Source organism: Flavobacterium lacus, assembly GCF_003268815.1.
In the GTDB taxonomy this organism is placed as follows: domain Bacteria; phylum Bacteroidota; class Bacteroidia; order Flavobacteriales; family Flavobacteriaceae; genus Flavobacterium; species Flavobacterium lacus.
Genome location: NZ_QLSV01000010.1, coordinates 110,911 through 126,117, shown reverse-complemented (window position 1 = coordinate 126,117; position 15,207 = coordinate 110,911). Strand labels below are relative to the sequence as shown.

Genomic DNA, 15,207 nt, shown 5'->3' with positions numbered 1-15,207 from the left:
AATTTTGAATAATTTAAGTTGTAAAAATAATACTATTTTTTTAATAACCCCACCTTTCACCCAACTGAATACACCGTATCCAGCAACGGCTTATTTGAAAGGTTTTCTGAATACCAAAAACATTTCCTCATTCCAAATGGATTTAGGTATTGATGTGATTCTGGAAATTTTTTCAAAAAAAGGGTTGGAAAAAGTGTTTCAGGTTTCAGGTTTGAAGTTTCAGGTTGATGAAAACTGTCAAAGGATTTATGCATTAAAGCAAGATTACATCCAAACCATTGATGCTGTAATTGCTTTTCTTAAAGGAAAAAATCAAACCCTAGCCCGTCAAATTTGTTCGAGAAATTTTTTACCCGAAGCCGCTCGTTTTGAGCAGTTGGATGATATGGAATATGCGTTCGGGACAATGGGAATGCAAGACAAAGCCAAACATTTTGCTACGCTTTACCTCGAAGATTTATCCGATTATATTGTGGCTTGTGTCGATGAAAATTTCGGGTTCAGTCGGTATGCCGAACGGTTGGGGCGAAGTGCCAATTCCTTTGACGAATTATACCATCAATTGAATCAAAAACCAACGTATATTGATGAAATTACGCTTGCCATTTTAAATCAAAAACTGACTGAAATTCAACCTAAATTGGTTTGTTTTTCGGTTCCTTTTCCGGGAAATTTGTATAGTGCTTTTCGATGTGCTCAATTTATTAAAACCAATTTTCCCAACGTTAAAACAGCGATGGGAGGCGGTTTTCCTAACACTGAATTAAGAGACTTAAAAGATAAACGTGTTTTTGAATTTTTCGATTTTATTACGTTGGATGATGGGGAATTGCCGATTGAACTTCTGGCATCCAGCTTCCAACTCCCATCTTCCAATCAATACAAAAGAACATTTCTTTTCGAAAATAATGAAGTAGTCTACAAAAACAATTCAACTCAACCCGACTATAAACAATCCGAAGTCGGCACACCTGATTATTCCGATTTGCAGTTGGATAATTATATTTCGGTCATCGAAATTGCCAATCCAATGCACAGTTTATGGAGCGATGGTCGTTGGAACAAACTCACCATGGCTCATGGTTGCTATTGGGGAAAATGTACATTTTGCGATATTTCACTCGATTACATTAAATTATACGAACCCATCGCTGCCAAATTATTGGTCGATCGGATGGAAGAACTCATCGCTCAAACCGGCGAAAACGGATTTCATTTTGTGGATGAAGCCGCCCCTCCGGCTTTGATGCGGGAAGTAGCCTTAGAAATTTTACGACGAAAATTAACGGTAAGTTGGTGGACAAACATTCGCTTTGAAAAAAGTTTTACCACCGATTTGTGTCAACTATTAAAAGCATCAGGCTGTATTGCTGTTTCCGGCGGATTGGAAGTGGCATCCGACCGATTATTAGAACTCATTAAAAAAGGGGTTACCGTGGAGCAAGTGGCCCAAGTTACTAGAAATTTCACCGAATCAGGTATTATGGTGCATGCCTATTTGATGTACGGCTATCCCACACAAACTATTCAAGAAACTATCGACAGCCTTGAAATGGTGCGTCAATTGTTTGAATTGGGAATTCTGCAATCGGGATTTTGGCATCAATTTGCCATGACGGCACATTCTCCAGTTGGCATGTTTCCTGAGGAATTTGGGGTGATTCCGCAACAAAGCGATATTACTTTTGCAAACAATGATATTCAGTTTACCGATAAAACGGGCATCAATCATGATAAATTCAGTTTTGGATTAAAAAAATCACTCTTTAATTATATGCACGGCATTTGCTTTGAGTATGAGTTACAAGAGTGGTTTGATTTTAAAATTCCAAAAACTAAAATTGCTCCGGATTACATAATTTCTTGTTTAGAAAAGGATGAGAATTTCAACACTAAACCGACTTCAAAAATTGTTTGGATAGGAGGAAAGCCATCTTCTGAATTATTTACAAAATCTAAAAAAGGTCAATCGTGGGAAATGATGAAATTGACTTTTCATACCAAAATTGAAACAGTTGAAATTTCATTAGAAAAAGAAAAAGCAATTTGGTTGATGAAAATACTTGAAAAAATTTCAATCTCCAATTCTAAAACTCTTACTTTTTCACATTTAAAAGAAGATTTTGAAACTCATTTTGAAGATTTTGAATTATTTTGGTATGCTAAACCAATTAAATCGCTTCGTAATGCAGGATTATTGGTTTTATAATTTATAACCTTAATGAACCTTAATTTCTAAATGGTTTAAAAAATTAAATTTTTAAATCATTTATATCAACTATATTAAATTAGCTAAATTCTCAATAATATCTTTTACGAAAACGTTATAATTGTGTATTTTTACCTCATTCAAAAATACACGTATGAATCAAAAATTCAGACTTTCGGTCAATCAAAGTGAAACCTTTGATAAAACAGAACAAGATCTTTCTCAATTGGATGCAATCATTACATCAACTTCAGAATTTCACATTCTTCACAATCACAAACCTTTTTCTTCAAAAATTACAGAATCCGATTTTCTTAAAAAGACTTACACTGTCGAAGTTAATCAGAATTCCTACACAATTGAAATAGCGAATGAATTAGACATTTTAATCAGAGAAATGGGTTTTGAAGTGGGAAAAACCAAACAAGTCAATGCCATCAAAGCTCCGATGCCGGGATTAATTTTAGAAATCAATGTTTCGGTTGGTCAAGAAGTGAAAAAAAATGATAATTTATTAATTCTGGAAGCCATGAAAATGGAAAACAGTTTTTCTTCTCCTCGTGACGGAATCATCAAATCAATTGCGGTTTCCAAAGGTGATGCGGTGGACAAAGGACAATTGTTGATTGAATTTGAATAGAGCTTACATAAATAGTATCTAGCTTCAGCTGGATGGAATAATTAGTAAAATAATGATAAAAAAAATAACAAAAATACTAGTGGCCAATCGAGGAGAAATTGCCATTCGAGTGATGAAAACAGCTCAAAAAATGGGAATTAAAACCGTAGCTGTTTATTCTACGATTGACAGAAATGCACCTCACGTAAAATTTGCGGATGAAGCAGTTTGGATAGGCGAATCACCCTCCAATCAATCTTATTTATTAGGAAGTAAAATCATAGAAGTTGCCAAATCATTAGGAGTGGATGCCATTCACCCCGGTTACGGATTTTTAAGTGAAAATGCTGCTTTTGCTGAAGAGGCAGAAAAAAATAACATCATTTTTATCGGGCCAAAATCAAAAGCCATTCACATTATGGGAAGCAAATTGGCGGCTAAAGAAGCGGTAAAAGCCTATGATATTCCGATGGTACCCGGTTATGATAAAGCAATTACTGATTTGGCTAAAGCAAAAGAAGTCGCCGCAAAAATTGGTTTTCCAATCTTAATCAAAGCCTCTGCCGGAGGTGGTGGAAAAGGAATGCGAGTGGTAGAAAAAGAAGCCGATTTTGAGTCGCAAATGAATCGTGCCATTAGTGAAGCAACTTCTGCTTTTGGTGACGGTTCAGTGTTTATCGAAAAATATGTTGCCTCTCCTCGACACATTGAAATTCAAGTGATGGCGGATGCTCACGGAAATATTTTGTATTTATTTGAAAGAGAATGTAGCATTCAACGCCGTCATCAGAAAGTAGTGGAAGAAGCACCATCATCGGTTTTAACTCCCGAATTGCGAAAACAAATGGGTGAAGCAGCTGTTTTAGTTGCCAAATCTTGCGATTATCTTGGAGCAGGAACTGTTGAATTTCTTTTGGATGAAAACCTTAATTTCTACTTTTTAGAAATGAATACGCGTTTGCAAGTGGAACATCCGGTAACGGAATTAATTACGGGAGTCGATTTGGTTGAAATGCAAATTCGTGTCGCAAGAGGCGAAGTTTTATCAATTAAGCAAGAAGATTTACAAATCAATGGTCATGCGTTAGAATTGCGTGTTTATGCGGAAGATCCGTTAAATGATTTTCTGCCAAGTGTCGGACATTTAGAGGTTTATCAATTGCCAGTTGGCGAAGGTATTCGGGTAGACAATGGTTTTGAACAAGGCATGGATGTGCCGATTTATTACGATCCGATGTTAGCCAAATTGATCACATTCGGTAAAACAAGAGCAGAAGCTATTCAGTTGATGAGTAGTGCGATTGATCAGTACAAAGTAAAAGGAGTGCAAACGACATTACCATTCGGAAAATTTGTTTGTGAGCACGACGCTTTCCGTTCTGGGAATTTTGATACGCATTTTGTCAAAAATTATTATGATGCCGGAAAGTTAAAAGCTCAACACAGTGAAGAAGCTGAAATAGCGGCTCTAATTGCCTTAAAACAATACATAGAAGACCAAAAAATTGTTCGATTACCAATTCAATAAGCATGGAAGATAAGATAAAAGTATTACAAGATAAATTAGCCGAAGCTAAATTAGGTGGAGGAAAAAAAAGAATTGAAACCCAACATGCTAAGAAAAAATTAACGGCTCGTGAACGGGTAAATTATTTAATGGATGAAGGTTCATTTGAAGAAATTGATGCATTGGTTACACACCGCACCACCGATTTCGGAATGCAAGAGGAGTTAATTTACGGTGACGGAGTAATCACAGGTTACGGAACGGTTAACGGAAGATTGATTTTTGTTTTCGCCCAAGATTTTACCGTTTTTGGGGGAGCATTGTCTGAAACACATGCAGAAAAAATTTGTAAAGTGATGGATATGGCTTTAAAAACTGGAGCTCCAATGGTTGGATTAAACGACTCGGGCGGAGCCAGAATTCAAGAAGGAGTTCGTTCGTTAGGAGGTTATGCTGATATATTTTTTCGTAATGTAAAATCAAGTGGAATTATTCCGCAGATTTCAGCTATTATGGGACCCTGTGCAGGTGGAGCAGTTTATTCGCCGGCCATGACTGATTTTACGATGATGGTTGAAAACACCAGTTATATGTTTGTCACTGGACCAAATGTGGTAAAAACAGTAACCAACGAAACGGTTACTTCCGAAGAGTTGGGAGGTGCCAGTACACATTCTACCAAATCGGGAGTCGCTCATACCACGTCTGCCAATGATGTGGAATGTTTAGAAGATGTGAAAAAATTATTGAGTTATTTACCACAAAGTAACAAAGAAAAAACACCAAAAGTTCCTTTTGCCTTAGAAGATGAAATTAGAGAACAATTGATGACTATTATTCCGGATAATCCGAATAAACCTTACGATATGCATGAGGTGATTCAAGGAATTATCGATGAAGATTCATTCTTTGAAATTCATAAAAATTATGCCGAAAACGTTATTGTTGGTTTTGCTCGCTTAGGCGGACGAAGTATCGGAATTGTAGCCAATCAACCCATGTATCTAGCTGGAGTTTTAGACGTGAATAGTTCTGTTAAAGCAGCACGATTTACGCGTTTTTGCGATTGTTTTAATATCCCGCTTTTAGTTTTAGTGGATGTTCCCGGATTTTTACCCGGAACCGATCAAGAATGGACGGGAATTATTCGTCATGGTGCGAAGTTATTATATGCGTTAAGCGAAGCAACTGTACCAAGAATTACCGTTATTACAAGAAAAGCGTATGGTGGTGCGTACGACGTCATGAATTCTAAACACATTGGAGCTGATATGAATTTTGCTTGGCCAACAGCAGAAATTGCAGTGATGGGAGCCAAAGGAGCGAGTGAAATTATCTTTAAAAAAGAAATTGCCGAAGCCCAAGATCCGGCTGCAAAATTGATTGAGAAAGAGTCAGAATATGCAGAAAAATTTGCAACGCCATACCGGGCAGCTCAACGAGGTTTTATAGATGAAGTAATTTTGCCAAACGAAACTAGAAAAAAATTATTGAAAGCGTTTAGTATGCTGGAGCATAAAGAAGTAGAACTTCCGAAAAGAAAACATGGTAATATTCCATTATAACTGCAGAAGTAAAAATTTAAAAAGTCAGGAAGATTTTATATTCTTCCTGACTTTTTTTTAGTCTTTTTGTAGAAAAGCATAAATCTCATCTTTCAAAAAAACACGATCTTTTCGTTTGTGAGTCAACTCATCGTCATTGAGAGGAATTTCACCTTTTTCAATTTCAAAAATTTCATTATCAAGTAAGTGATACGAAGACAATAAAACTTGAAACTCTTCATTGTGATGATATAAATCTTTAATTTTTTCTGAATAGTCAGGAAACTCTTCCAGTATAGGGTGTTTGCTTATCATGAGTAAAAGTTTTAGTTATTAATTTATACCTCTAAATTACTAACTAAAAAACAAATATTTAATGATATTTGTCAGGTCATAAAAAAAAGAGGAACTAATTTTCCTCTTCTTTTTTATTTTTCTTTTTTTCTTTAGTTTTGTTTTTGTCTTTTAATTCTTCAAAAATTTTAATTTGTTTTGGATTTAAAATACTTTTGGTTTTTTCATCAAAAATTCTTTTTAATTCGTCAAATTTTATTCTTTTTTCTTCCGGGTTGGTTAGTATATTATTTGCTTTTTCGCTTTCAGTAAAATTTTCCGTTAAATAACTTTTAACGGCAGCTTCTTGAAAAGCATCAAGGTTTAATGTTTCTTTTAAATACAAAAGTGATCTTTCAATTGGGTCGATTTTTTCTCCTTTGGATGAGTTTGTATTTTTGTATTGCGAACTTCCTATAGTTCTGTCTACTTGCGAATGAACTGCGCAAGTACCTAAAATCAACAATATATGTATAACTTTTTTCATACTATTTTTATTTTGGTTCACCATATAAATCAAATTCGGTAGCATCAATTATTTTTATCATACTAAAATCGCCTATTTTTAAATAAAATTTAGAAGCATCAATTAACACTTCATTGTCTACATCCGGACTATCAAATTCTGTTCTTCCAACAAAATAAGGGCCTTCTTTACGGTCGATGATGCATTTGAACGTCTCACCAATTTTTTCCTGATTCAAATCCCATGAAATTTGTGATTGAATGTCCATGATTTCAGCGGCACGTTGTTGTTTTACCTCTGCCGGAACATCATCTTCAAGCAAGTAGGCGTGTGTATTTTCTTCGTGCGAATAGGCAAAACAACCTAAACGTTCAAAACGCATTTGCTCCACCCAATTTTTAAGGATTTGAAAATCTTCTTCAGTTTCACCTGGGTAACCAACAATTAATGTGGTTCTGATAGCTATTCCGGGAACAGCTTTTCTGAATTCTTTTAAAAGTTTCGTTGTTTTTTCCTGCGTCGTTCCGCGACGCATCGATTTTAGAATAGTATCTGAAATATGTTGCAACGGGATATCAATGTAATTACAAATTTTTGGTTCGTTTTTCATCAATTCCAATACATCCATTGGAAATCCGGTAGGGAAGGCGTAGTGTAATCGAATCCATTCAATTCCGTCAATTTTAACTAAGTTTTCTAAAAGCTCAGCTAAATTTCGCTTTTTATATAAATCTAAACCGTAATACGTTAAATCCTGTGCAATTAAAATTAATTCTTTAACGCCATTCTTTGCTAAACCTTCCGCTTCTTTCACTAACTTTTCAATCGGTTGAGAAACATGCTTTCCACGCATTAATGGAATGGCACAAAAACTACATGGACGGTCGCAACCTTCGGCAATTTTTAAATAGGCAAAGTTTTTTGGCGTAGTAGTTAATCGTTCGCCCAATAATTCGTGTTTGTAATCGGCTCCTAATGCCTTTAGTAAAAGTGGTAAATCGGTTGTGCCGAAATATTGATCTACATTAGGGATTTCTTTTTCTAAATCTGGCTTGTATCGTTCAGATAAACAACCTGTTACGAAAACTTTGTCAACAATTCCTTGTTCTTTTTTTTCTACATATTCCAAAATCGTATTGACCGATTCAGCCTTTGCATTATCAATAAAGCCACAAGTGTTTATCACTACTATATTGCCTTCTTGCTCATGAACAACATCTTTTCCGCTGGCTTTTAGTTGTCCCATCAACACTTCGCTGTCATACACGTTTTTAGAACATCCAAGGGTGATAACGTTGATTTTATTTTTCTTTAACGATTTGGTTCTCATTGTTTTATTCTCTTTTTTAACCTTAAAAGGGATGCAAAATTACGGTTTTATTTGTGATTAATCGAATTAAATAAAAAAAAACCATTCACTTTACGCAAATGGTTTTTCAAATTTTTCTTTGTTTTTTAAAATTTTATCGAATAACTCAACGTAATATTATTATTGATGGCTGTTAATCGTGAAGCGTCACTCAGCCCAGAGCTAATTAAATCAAAATCCATTTTTCTCCTACTATAGGCATAGGCCAAATCTAGTCTTGAAACCCCGAAATCATAGCCAAGACCTCCTGAAACTCCGCTTAAATCACCTATCGCGGTGTTAACTTTATAGGGACTTTCTTCAAATCGATAACCTGCTCTAAAGCTCCATTCTTTGTGTTTAAATTCGCCACCCACTCTTATTTCTGCAGCGGTATCTAAATTAGCCGACATAAAGTTGTTTATAGATTCTAATCCGTCATCGTTCCGCGGTCGAAAAGTTATGTTCCTATAATCTTTTACTGCATAATCAATACTAATCAATGCTTTTTTATCAAATATGTAAGCTAAACTTCCGGTTACTTTACTTGGAGTTTGAAGTTTATATGAATCAAAAACAACGATAAGATTTGGATCAAAAATAATTGGATTACTGTTGCTTGCACAATCGTTACAATAGGTAATCGTTCTTTGTCTAACTTCATCTCTGAGGTTATACCAAGTAGGCGATTCATAGGATAGACCAACTCTTAAACTTTCGGTGATTTTACCAATGGCTCCAAGGCTGAATGAAAAACCTGAACCAAAAGTATAGGTTTCAGTATCAAATTGAACAGACCGAAGCCCAGTGGTCTGATTTCTATCATACGATTCAAATATGGATATTGTGTTTGTTAAATCTGTAAAATGCGTATTTAAATTCAACCCAATAAATAATTTATCTTTGTAAGAAGTAGCTATGTTTCCCGTAAGTTTTCCATTATAACCGGTTGCTACAGTGTAATTTTCTTGATAATAACTTGAATTTGATGGAACATTAGAAACATAAGAAGTATTATTAGGGATGTTCTCCACGGGATTGAACATATAAGCATTGTAACCAAAAAGCGCTTGTTGGTCTATAAAGTTTAAATCTTCTAAAAATGCAGTTTCCAGAACGTCTAAAAAAATCCCGCCCTCATTAGGAAGTCCATTGGCAAATCTTAAAAAATAGCTATCAATAGAATTTGTTGGATTCACCCCACGAGTAAAGATTTGATTATCAAAATTTGAGTTGTTTTCATAATTCAGTACCAAACTGAATTTATTCCATCCGCTTGATGGATTACTGTTTTTGAAAACAAATACAGCACCGGCTTGGTTGATATCCAAATCATAATCATTTTCAACCGTAGTTGTTCCAAAATAGGAAGAACGATTTCTAGTGTTAAAACTACTCAGCGATATCGTTCCCTGATTATAATTAAAAAAAGCAGAACCGGCTGGATTTACATTGATGGACGACAAGTCTCCACCAACAGCACCAAAAGCACCACTCATCGCTCTGAATCGTGCAGAGCCAGTTAAATTATCCATTGCATACCGCAATCCTTCATTTGGCGTTATTTCTTGAGCAAATGAAAAAAAAGATGCAAAAAGTAAACTGGAAGTAATAAAAATATTTTTCATGTTTTTTTATTTTTTTTCATAAAAATACCCATGAAAAAAATCAGATTTAACACAGGCATTTTTTATTATTTTTTGATTAACCGCGACCTCTTCCACCTCCGCCACCGGATGAACGGCCACCTCCGCCTCCGCCTGATGAACGACCTCCACCAAACGAACCACCTGAATTCGATCTTGAACCGGAGTAGTTAGGTGTAGATGAACTTCTGGTTGGAGCTTGATTTCTCACACTTGGAGTAGTACCGGAATTAGTAGAGCGTGTGGAACTATTTCTTACATTGCTATTACTATTGTTTTGATTTCTTGTTCCAACATTATTGGAGTTGTACTCCCTTGTTCTTGTAGAATTTCGTGTAGAAAATTGACTTGAACGTGTTGATGAGTTTCTTGTACCAATATTATTTCTTGTTGATGTTCTTCCGCTTGTTGTGTAAGAAGTTCTATTGTTATTATATCTTCCTGAATTATTTCTGTCTCCATAATAACCTCCAGTTCTTCTTCCTCGTGTGTAAGCATAATTGTTACCGTACCATCCATTGTTCCAGCCGTTACCATACCATCCATTGTTCCAACCCCAGCCATTTCCCCATCCCCATCCGGGTCCGTACCAATTATTCCATCCCCAACCAACATTCCATCCCCAGCCAACATTCCATCCCCAGCCTCCGCCGTACCATGAATTCCAACCCCATCCAGGACCATACCAATTATTCCAGTAATTCCATCCCCAATTATTGTCGTAAACATTTACGGTAACAGAAGCTGGATTTGAACCCCAAGCCGCATTGGAATCATAATTTCTCTCTGAAGTTACGGATGAATCTTCCACTGAAGAGTACCCTTCAACATCGGTAAATACTTCTTCCTCTGCAATTAATTGTTTGGATTTAAAATAATTTTGATAGGCCTGATTGGTGTTATTTTGTTCTGCATTGTTAGATACAACTTGTCTGTTTCTTTGTGTCCCTGTGTAAACGCCGTCAGTATCATAATATGAAGAATTTTGATAAGAACCACAGGAAACTAACAACATTCCCGAAAAGAATAAAACTATGCGGGTAATATTTTTTGAGTTGAGGTAAAAATTAGTTTTCATAATCGTAGCATTTTTATTGTTGTTATTACAAAAATAGTTAGTTTTGCCGAACTATTTAGTTAAAATTAGTTAAACAATTTTTATGCCAAATTATTCAATATGAGCAAAAACCTAACAAAAAGATCCGAGGATTATTCAAAGTGGTACAATGAACTTGTTGTTAAGGCCGACTTAGCTGAAAACTCCGGGGTTAGAGGTTGCATGGTAATAAAGCCTTACGGTTATGCAATATGGGAAAAAATGCAAGCCGAATTGGATAGAATGTTTAAAGAAACGGGACATTCGAATGCCTATTTTCCATTGTTTGTACCCAAAAGTATGTTTGAAGCAGAGGAAAAAAACGCAGAAGGTTTTGCCAAAGAATGTGCCATTGTGACGCATTATCGTTTGAAAAATGATCCCGACAACAAAGGAAAATTAATGGTTGATCCTAATGCGAAATTGGAAGAAGAACTTATTGTTCGCCCAACCAGTGAAGCGATTATTTGGAGCACATATAAAAATTGGATCCAGTCCTACAGAGATTTACCTTTGCTCATTAACCAATGGGCAAATGTTGTAAGGTGGGAAATGAGAACGCGTTTGTTTTTGCGAACTGCTGAATTTTTATGGCAAGAAGGACACACCGCTCATGCAACAAAAGCTGAAGCTATTGAGGAATCTGTGAAAATGATGAATGTGTATGCTGAATTTGCCGAAAACTTCATGGCAATTCCGGTTGTAAAAGGTGTAAAAACTGAATCCGAACGTTTTGCCGGTGCGGTTGAGACGTATTGTATTGAAGCATTAATGCAAGACGGTAAAGCTCTTCAAGCAGGAACTTCACACTTTTTAGGACAAAATTTCGCTAAAGCATTTGATGTGAAATTTGCAACTTCAGAAGGAAAACAAGAACATGTCTGGGGCACATCTTGGGGAGTTTCAACACGTTTAATGGGGGCTTTGGTGATGACACATTCTGACGATAATGGTTTAGTTCTACCCCCAAATTTGGCTCCTATTCAAGTAGTAATTGTTCCAATTTATAAATCAGATGAACAACTTGATGCGATAACAACCGAAGTTGATAAATTAGTTTCAGCTTTACGAAAATTAAAAATTTCTGTCAAATTTGACAATAGAACTACGCATAAACCGGGATTTAAATTCAATGAATACGAATTGAAAGGGGTGCCAGTGCGAATTGCAATTGGACCAAATGATTTGGAAAATGGTACTTTTGAAGTGGCTAGAAGAGATACGTTAACCAAAGAAGTTGTTGCTAAAGAAGGTATTGAAATTTACATTCAAAATTTATTAGAAACAATTCAGAATAGTATGTTTGCCAACGCATTAGAGTACAGAAATAGTCACATTACGGAGGTGAATAGTTTTGAAGAATTCAAAGAATTATTAGATTCAAAAGCAGGATTTTTCGCTGCCCATTGGGATGGAACTCCCGAAACTGAAGAAAAAATAAAAGAACTGACAAAAGCAACCATTCGTTGTATTCCTTTGGATAGAGTAGAAGAGGCTGGAGTTTGCATGTTTAGCGGGAAACCATCGATTGGAAGAGTGCTTTTTGCTAAAGCTTATTAAAAAAAAGCAAAAAAATATTTTATAACTATTGCGAGTATAAAAAATAGTTGTATTTTTGCACTCGCAATTAGCAATTGGCCCGTTCGTCTATCGGTTAGGACGCCAGGTTTTCATCCTGGTAAGGGGGGTTCGATTCCCCCACGGGCTACAAGTTCAATGAATAGATTGAAAAGCTTAAACTAGAGGAATCAATGGTCCGTTCGTCTAGGGGTTAGGACGCCAGGTTTTCATCCTGGTAACAGGGGTTCGATTCCCCTACGGACTACAAAATTAGTTGTAAATTAGTTTTATAAAATAAAAATTGGTGTCTCGATTCTTATTTTATTAGTTAAAACCAAAGTGTTCGCCTAGGTGAATGTGGGAGGTTTTTCTTTTTTAACTAGTATTTTATAAATTATTACATCTAAAATTAAAAGAAAATGGCAAATCATAAGTCAGCTTTAAAAAGAATAAGAAGCAACGAAAAGAAAAGAGTATTAAACAAATACCAGCACAAAACAACTCGTAACGCAATTAAAGCATTACGATTATCTACTGAGAAAGCTGATGCAGCTGGAAAGTTAAACTCAGTAATTTCTATGATTGATAAATTAGCAAAGAAAAATATCATTCACGATAATAAAGCCTCTAATTTAAAATCAAAATTAACGAAGCACGTAGCCAAATTATAATTAGTTACAACCTCATACAGAATATAAAAAGCTTTCCTCACGGAGAGCTCTTTTTGTTTTAAGAATATATTGGTTTTAGATTTTCAAGCATTTCTACCGTAATTGGTTTTGATAAAAAATGGGAGACAATATCATATTGTTTGGCTTTATTATAATCAGAGGGGTCAATAGTCGATGATAGAATAATTACTTTTGTTTCCAAAAATTCATTTGAGATAGTAGTATTGAATAAATCTAAAAATTCCCAACCGTTCTTCACAGGCATATTCAAATCCAAAAAAATAAGTTGAGGTAAGTTAATTTCTGTATCATTTTGTTTTTTATTTACCAATGATTGAATTAACTCAAATGCTTCTTGACCATTATTTGCAAATAGTACATCTTCACTAAATTCAGCTTTTTTAATAACTTTTTTACAAAGCATCAGTGTGATTGGATCGTCATCAACGCACAATATAGTTTTCAACATTATTCTTTTTTAAAGGTTAGTGTAAATTGGGTTCCTTTTCCTACTTGACTTTCAACTTCAATAGATCCACCCATTGCTTCAATTTGAGATTTAACTAAATACAATCCTAAACCTTTGCTATCCGGATAATTGTGAAAGCGTTGATACAGTCCAAATATTTTATCCCCGTTTTTATCTAAGTCAATTCCAATTCCATTGTCTTTGATAATCAAATTTACAAAATTTTCTTTATCTACAGCTTTTATTAAAATTTTTGATACTTTATCTTTCGAGCGATATTTAAGGGCATTGGACATTAAATTTAAAATGATACTTTCCATATAGGCTTTATTGATGTGAATTGAAAGTGTTTCATCCACATCAAATTTAATGGTTGGTTTGTAAAGATTAATTTGATTATTTAATTGAAAGAATACATTTTCAAAAATTTCTTTAATAGAAATATCTTCTTTTAATATTGACGGGTTGTCTTTAATGATTACCACTTTTACTAAATCTTCAATCGTTTCATTCAACAGATGAGTTGATCGCTTGAATCCGTTTAAAATCTCTTGAAGTTCTTCATTTTCTATTGGCACATCCTCTAACAAATGTAAAAGGCCGGTTAGATTTGAAAGCGGAGCTCTAAAGTTGTGCGATGTGATATAAGAAAATTGTTTTAAATCTTTGTTGTTCTGAGTCAACTCTCGAATAAGCTGTTCTCTTTCGCGTTCTTGATTTTTTTCTTTTGTTACATCTCTCTGAATAGAAATCCAATGCGAATGTTCTCCTTCTTTGTTGGTAACCGGTATCATGGAAAAGTTTACCCAATATTCTTCTCCATTCTTTTTGTAGCTTAGGGTTTCAATAAAACATTCTTTGTAATTTTTGATCGCAGTTGAAAGTTTTTCCAGTTCACTCATGTCAGCTTTTGGTCCGGAGAACATTATTGGTGATTTTCCTATTACTTCTTTAGGTTTGTATCCTGTCATTTTTGTAAAAGCAGGATTGACAAAAATAATATTCGGAATTGGATTGTTAGAAATATCGGTATCTGTAATCACAACGGCCTCTTTGGTTTGGGTAATTACCGTTTCTAAAAGTCTCAAACGTTGTTCTTCTTCTTTCTGTTTTGTAACATCCTGAATAGCTCCAATCATACGGATTGCTTTACCATCTGCGTCTTTAACCAAGAATCCTCTGTCAAAAACATATTTATAGCTACCGTCTGCACATTTAAAACGGTATTCGTCTTGCCATCGTTCTGTTTTTTGTTCTAAAAATGAGTACAGTTTTACGGACATTTTTAAACTATCTTCCGGATGAATTCTGTCAAACCACCAACTAGAGGTTTGACCTACATCTTCTTTTTTGTACCCAAAAATCCCCTGAATTCCTTTGTTCCATATAAATTCATCTTCTTGTATTTTCCAATCCCAAATTGTATCACTGGTTGCTTTTGCAACAATGTCATAGCGTTCGTTAGAATCTTTTATTTCGGTGTTAATAGTTTGAAGTTGCTCTAAAATAGAAATATTTCGTTTGTCGTTTCGGGCGATTACAAAGCGAAGAAGTAAACCTGCAGCTATAATAAAACTTACATCTTTAATAAAATGAAAAGTGATTAAGCTTTGAAAATCGTTTTTAAAACTTCCTCTCAAGACCAAATGCATGATGATAGCTAAAAAAAGCGAAGCAATAATAAAAACAAAAGCGATGATATTTGATTTACTTTTCATTATCCAAATATAAATAAATTA

13 protein-coding genes and 2 tRNA genes are annotated in these 15,207 nt (G+C 34.9%); 8 read left to right on the top strand and 7 right to left on the bottom strand.

The window, feature by feature from the left end; translation table 11 throughout:
- The first annotated feature begins 4 nt into the window (after window positions 1–4).
- The 4 genes from B0I10_RS11080 to B0I10_RS11065 all read left to right on the top strand — a co-directional run bounded on the left by B0I10_RS11080 (window position 5) and on the right by B0I10_RS11065 (window position 5,900).
- A complete protein-coding gene (locus B0I10_RS11080) occupies window positions 5–2,209 on the top strand; it encodes a B12-binding domain-containing radical SAM protein (protein ID WP_245942984.1) in 2,205 nt (734 codons plus the stop codon).
- A 154-nt stretch (window positions 2,210–2,363) separates the two neighbouring features.
- Entirely contained in the window at window positions 2,364–2,849 is a 486-nt protein-coding gene (locus B0I10_RS11075) for an acetyl-CoA carboxylase biotin carboxyl carrier protein subunit (protein WP_112086578.1), read from the top strand.
- Window positions 2,850–2,913: 64 nt separating this feature from the next.
- Window positions 2,914–4,356, top strand: a complete 1,443-nt coding sequence (locus tag B0I10_RS11070; protein ID WP_112086591.1) for an acetyl-CoA carboxylase biotin carboxylase subunit — start codon at window positions 2,914–2,916, stop codon at window positions 4,354–4,356.
- Between the two features lie 2 nt (window positions 4,357–4,358).
- Window positions 4,359–5,900 carry an acyl-CoA carboxylase subunit beta gene (locus B0I10_RS11065; protein WP_112086577.1) on the top strand — a complete coding sequence of 514 codons (1,542 nt, stop codon included), beginning with the start codon at window positions 4,359–4,361 and terminating at the stop codon, window positions 5,898–5,900.
- Between the two features lie 57 nt (window positions 5,901–5,957).
- Here the strand turns inward: B0I10_RS11065 and B0I10_RS11060 are convergent, their stop codons facing one another.
- From B0I10_RS11060 to B0I10_RS15690, 5 genes are all read right to left on the bottom strand, one after another.
- The gene (locus B0I10_RS11060; protein ID WP_112086576.1) at window positions 5,958–6,194 is read right to left on the bottom strand and encodes a YdcH family protein; all 237 of its coding nucleotides are present in this window, start codon (window positions 6,192–6,194) and stop codon (window positions 5,958–5,960) included.
- Window positions 6,195–6,288: 94 nt separating this feature from the next.
- Entirely contained in the window at window positions 6,289–6,699 is a 411-nt protein-coding gene (locus B0I10_RS11055; protein WP_146740347.1) for a hypothetical protein, read from the bottom strand.
- 7 nt (window positions 6,700–6,706) lie between these two features.
- A complete protein-coding gene (gene rimO / locus B0I10_RS11050) occupies window positions 6,707–8,008 on the bottom strand; it encodes a 30S ribosomal protein S12 methylthiotransferase RimO (protein WP_112086574.1) in 1,302 nt (433 codons plus the stop codon).
- A gap of 125 nt (window positions 8,009–8,133) precedes the next feature.
- Complete coding sequence (locus tag B0I10_RS11045; RefSeq protein ID WP_112086573.1) at window positions 8,134–9,654, bottom strand: OmpP1/FadL family transporter; 1,521 nt, start codon at window positions 9,652–9,654, stop codon at window positions 8,134–8,136.
- A 76-nt stretch (window positions 9,655–9,730) separates the two neighbouring features.
- The gene (locus B0I10_RS15690) at window positions 9,731–10,750 is read right to left on the bottom strand and encodes a hypothetical protein (RefSeq protein ID WP_181456941.1); all 1,020 of its coding nucleotides are present in this window, start codon (window positions 10,748–10,750) and stop codon (window positions 9,731–9,733) included.
- 99 nt (window positions 10,751–10,849) lie between these two features.
- On the opposite strand from B0I10_RS15690, the gene proS reads away from it, so the two are divergent.
- From proS to rpsT, 4 genes are all read left to right on the top strand, one after another.
- Window positions 10,850–12,328 carry a proline--tRNA ligase gene (proS, locus tag B0I10_RS11035; protein ID WP_112086572.1) on the top strand — a complete coding sequence of 493 codons (1,479 nt, stop codon included), beginning with the start codon at window positions 10,850–10,852 and terminating at the stop codon, window positions 12,326–12,328.
- A gap of 76 nt (window positions 12,329–12,404) precedes the next feature.
- Window positions 12,405–12,476, top strand: a tRNA-Glu gene (locus B0I10_RS11030).
- 45 nt (window positions 12,477–12,521) lie between these two features.
- A tRNA-Glu gene (locus B0I10_RS11025) sits at window positions 12,522–12,593 on the top strand.
- Between the two features lie 154 nt (window positions 12,594–12,747).
- A complete protein-coding gene (gene rpsT / locus B0I10_RS11020) occupies window positions 12,748–12,999 on the top strand; it encodes a 30S ribosomal protein S20 (protein ID WP_112086571.1) in 252 nt (83 codons plus the stop codon).
- A 58-nt stretch (window positions 13,000–13,057) separates the two neighbouring features.
- Here rpsT and B0I10_RS11015 read toward each other — a convergent pair whose 3' ends face one another.
- Both B0I10_RS11015 and B0I10_RS11010 read right to left on the bottom strand, forming a co-directional pair.
- Complete coding sequence (locus tag B0I10_RS11015) at window positions 13,058–13,468, bottom strand: response regulator (protein ID WP_112086570.1); 411 nt, start codon at window positions 13,466–13,468, stop codon at window positions 13,058–13,060.
- Window positions 13,468–15,186 carry a PAS domain-containing sensor histidine kinase gene (locus B0I10_RS11010; RefSeq protein WP_112086569.1) on the bottom strand — a complete coding sequence of 573 codons (1,719 nt, stop codon included), beginning with the start codon at window positions 15,184–15,186 and terminating at the stop codon, window positions 13,468–13,470. Before B0I10_RS11010 ends, B0I10_RS11015 begins: the two co-directional genes overlap by 1 nt.
- Between the last annotated feature and the right edge of the window lie 21 nt (window positions 15,187–15,207).